This is a genomic window from Acinetobacter sp. UBA3025 (genome assembly GCF_002367915.1).
Classification (GTDB): domain Bacteria; phylum Pseudomonadota; class Gammaproteobacteria; order Pseudomonadales; family Moraxellaceae; genus Acinetobacter.
Genome location: NZ_DFDO01000218.1, coordinates 3,991 through 7,423 on the forward strand (window position 1 = coordinate 3,991; position 3,433 = coordinate 7,423).

Sequence of the window (3,433 nt, forward strand, 5' to 3'; positions counted from 1 at the left end):
TAGGAGGGGGTCGGGGAGGATTATCATATAAAAGCCCCCATTTAGAGGGCTTTTTTCATTCTGAAACAATGACGGTTTATTCAACTTCCAGATTAAACGTTACCGGTCCATCATTGACCAGATGCACTTTCATATCAGCTGCAAAAATACCGGTTTGTACATTGTCGAACTGGCTTTGGGCATATTCGACCAACTGTTCATATAAGGCCTTGGCATCGCTTGGCGGCATGGCTGGACCAAAATCTGGACGTAAGCCTTTTTGGGTTTGCGCCATCAAGGTAAATTGGGACACCAGCAGTAAACCGCCATTGGCTTGACTGACATTCCAGCCCATCTTGCCTTGCTCATCATCAAAGAAGCGATATTTCAATATTTTATCAATCAGTTTTTTGCCTTTTTCCAGATTATCTGCTTTACCTAAGCCCAGAAAAACCAGAATACCTTTGCCAATTTCTCCGGTGGTTTCACCATCGACCACGACTTTGGCTTCGAGTACCCGTTGTAATAATGCACGCATAATCAATTTCAGTCAGATTCAAAATTGCCGCCATTGTAGCAAGATCAGACTCATCTATTATTAAGTTAATGTCTAAAAAATGGGCTTAATTTATTGATTATCATTGATAATATTTTAAGTTATCTAAAAACACGATCATAATAATAAAAATTATCTGTTTTATCTATTTTTCGCTCTCAAGTATCTTAGCTGCATGCAGGAAAGGTATTAAATTGAGAGATTTAGAAATGTTTAAGCGCTCATTACTTGTTGCAATGCTTGCAACGGTGACAGCTGCACAAGCTGCGCCATTAACCAAAGATAACGGGGCACCTGTCGGTGATAACCAAAACTCGATCACTGCGGGTCCACAAGGTCCAACTTTGTTGCAAGATGTACAACTGGTTCAAAAACTGCAACGTTTTGGCCGTGAGCGCATTCCTGAACGTGTGGTTCACGCACGTGGTACAGGTGCTTATGGTGAATTCGTTACTACGAAAGATCTGTCTGATTTAACAATTGCTTCTTTATTTAAGGCCGGTACCAAAACTCCAGTTTTTGTGCGCATGTCTACCGTCATTCATGGTAAAGGTTCACCAGAAACCCTACGTGATCCTCACGGTTTCGCCATCAAATTCTATACTCAGGAAGGTAACTGGGACTTAGTCGGTAACCAGACGCCAGTCTTCTTTATCCGTGATGCGATTAAATTCCCGGACTTCATCCATGCGATGAAACCAAGCCCGGTCACAAATGTACAAGATGCCAACCGTGTGTTTGACTTCTTGTCTAGCCAGCCTTGGGCAACCAACATGCTGACTTATGTTTATGGCAAGCAAGGTGTCCCAACCAGCTACCGCGAACAGGACGGTTTCGGTGTACATGCCTACAAACTGTATAACAACAAAGGCGAATACAAGTACGTAAAATTCAACTTCCGCTCTAAACAGGGCGTGAAGGGCCTGAACGTCAAAGAAGCGGCTGTTCAACAAGGTAAAGATTTCAACCACTTGACCAACGATCTTTATAACAACATCTATGCAGGTAATTTCCCGAAATGGGATCTATATATTCAGGTGCTTGATCCTAAAGATCTGAACAGCTTTGATTTCGATCCGCTAGATCCAACCAAAATCTGGCCAACCAATCTGGTTCCAGAAGTAAAAGTCGGTACATTGACGATGAACCGTATGCCGAAGAACTTCTTCAATGAAACTGAACAGGCTGCATTTGCACCAGGTAATCTGGTACCAGGTATCGAACCCTCTGAAGACCGTTTGCTTCAAGGCCGTATCTTCTCTTATTCAGATACACAAATGTACCGTCTAGGTGTGAACCATCAGCAAATTCCGGTAAACCGTCCTGTGGTGAATGTGAACAACAACAACCAGGAAGGTCACATGAATGTGTCTGAACGTGACTCTGATGTGAACTACGAGCCAAGCCGTAAAGAGCCTAAACCGGCGACTGAAAAAGCGCGTGCAGTTGAAACTCCATTGACTGGTCATGTTCAGCAGATCGGTACTAAAGAGCAAAACTTTAAGCAAGCCGGTGAACTTTACCGCTCTTATACTGCCAAAGAAAAAGATGACCTAATCATGAATCTGGCGGCTGACTTAGGCAATGTCAAAGATTCAGAAACCAAGCACATTATGTTGTCTTACTTCTATAAGGCAGATGCGGACTACGGTATGCGTATGACCAAAGCTGTAAATGGCGACATCGCCATCGTTAAGGCCAAAGCTGCAAAATTAAAAGACTAATTCCGATTGGTCTTGAGGAACTGGTGACTAGGGCATAGCGCATCACCTCCAAAAAGTCCTGTAATACTCCAAACCTTTCCTGCACCCTAGGGGGAGTTTTACAGGCACTCCGTTTTTTATTTCATCTCAGGTCAATTGAGTCTTTCAAGACTTAAATTTTCCTTTCGATTTCTGTTGGAGTTCATCATGAAAGTTCTGCCATATGCATTTTTAGCCAGTATTCTTGCCTTTAGCTCCGCATTCGCAACTGCTGCTGAAGTGAAGAATGTCTCCCCTGCAAAAACTGCGGCAAGCGTTCAGATGGCCTCACAACAGGAATTGATCGATCTGTTTTTTGCTGCTGCTAAAATCGGCAATAGCGAAGTGATCAATGAATTTTTAAAACATGGCTTTCCAGTCGATGTACGTAATCAAGATGGTTATACCCCATTGATGATGGCGACCTATTATGGCCATCAGGATATTGTGACCACCTTACTGGCCAAAGGGGCAGACCGCTGCGCCCGGGACAACCGTGGCAATACGGCCTTGATGGGCGCCTTGTTTAAAATGGAATTTGCCATTGCAAAACAGCTGCGTCAGGTAGACTGTGATGCCCAAGCCAAGAAAACCGGGCAAAAAACCACAGCTGAATTTGCCAAGGTGATCGGTCAGGAAAAGCAGCTACAGAAAATTATCAAGGAACAGGAAAACGGGCTGAAAGCAGTCAAATAACCGAGCAGGAAGCAGTTTATTTTCTTGAACTTTTGTCGATAATTCAGCTAGCTGTACGTAAATCCTGCAATATTGCCTAAACTTTTGTGCTTTAATGCGGGATAAGCACAGCGATATTTCCCTTAGTTATGGCTCCAATTATCCACTCTTTGTTAGATACTGACTTGTATAAATTCACCATGCTACAAGTGGTATTACACAAGTTTCCACAAACGCATAGTGTCTATCATTTCCGTTGTCGCAACCTGGAAGATACGGAATATCCGCTGACGGATATTCTGGATGATTTGAATCACCAACTGGATTTGCTGTGTCAGCTCAAATTTAAAGAAGACGAATTACAATATTTACGCAGCCTGCGTTTTATCAAAAGCGATTTTGTGGATTATCTGGAACTATTCCAGCTCAAACGCCGTTTTATTAAGGCCACCATCGATAATGAAGGCCGCCTGGATATTAC

The 3,433-nt window shown here is 43.1% G+C and carries 3 protein-coding genes and 1 pseudogene; 3 read left to right on the forward strand and 1 reads right to left on the reverse strand.

The features are described 5' to 3' along the window. Positions 1-76: 76 nt before the first annotated feature. A complete protein-coding gene (dtd, locus tag B4J23_RS09195; RefSeq protein WP_004781418.1) occupies positions 77-517 on the reverse strand; it encodes a D-aminoacyl-tRNA deacylase in 441 nt (146 codons plus the stop codon). 227 nt (positions 518-744) lie between these two features. Between dtd and B4J23_RS09200 the strand changes: the two genes are divergently transcribed. The 3 genes and pseudogenes from B4J23_RS09200 to B4J23_RS09210 form a co-directional block, all read left to right on the forward strand. Continuing rightward, the gene (locus B4J23_RS09200) at positions 745-2,259 is read left to right on the forward strand and encodes a catalase (RefSeq protein WP_004781420.1); all 1,515 of its coding nucleotides are present in this window, start codon (positions 745-747) and stop codon (positions 2,257-2,259) included. Positions 2,260-2,445: 186 nt separating this feature from the next. Further along, the gene (locus B4J23_RS09205; protein ID WP_004781421.1) at positions 2,446-2,973 is read left to right on the forward strand and encodes an ankyrin repeat domain-containing protein; all 528 of its coding nucleotides are present in this window, start codon (positions 2,446-2,448) and stop codon (positions 2,971-2,973) included. Positions 2,974-3,101: 128 nt separating this feature from the next. Beyond that, positions 3,102-3,433, forward strand: a pseudogene (locus B4J23_RS09210) (nicotinate phosphoribosyltransferase); the annotation flags it as partial.

What these genes read in the sequence shown, in the direction of transcription:
- B4J23_RS09200 (WP_004781420.1), top strand. Translation starts at nt 745, where the DNA reads ATGTTTAAGCGCTCATTACTTGTTGCAATGCTTGCAACGGTGACAGCT.
- dtd (WP_004781418.1), bottom strand. Translation starts at nt 517, where the DNA reads ATGCGTGCATTATTACAACGGGTACTCGAAGCCAAAGTCGTGGTCGAT.
- B4J23_RS09205 (WP_004781421.1), top strand. Translation starts at nt 2,446, where the DNA reads ATGAAAGTTCTGCCATATGCATTTTTAGCCAGTATTCTTGCCTTTAGC.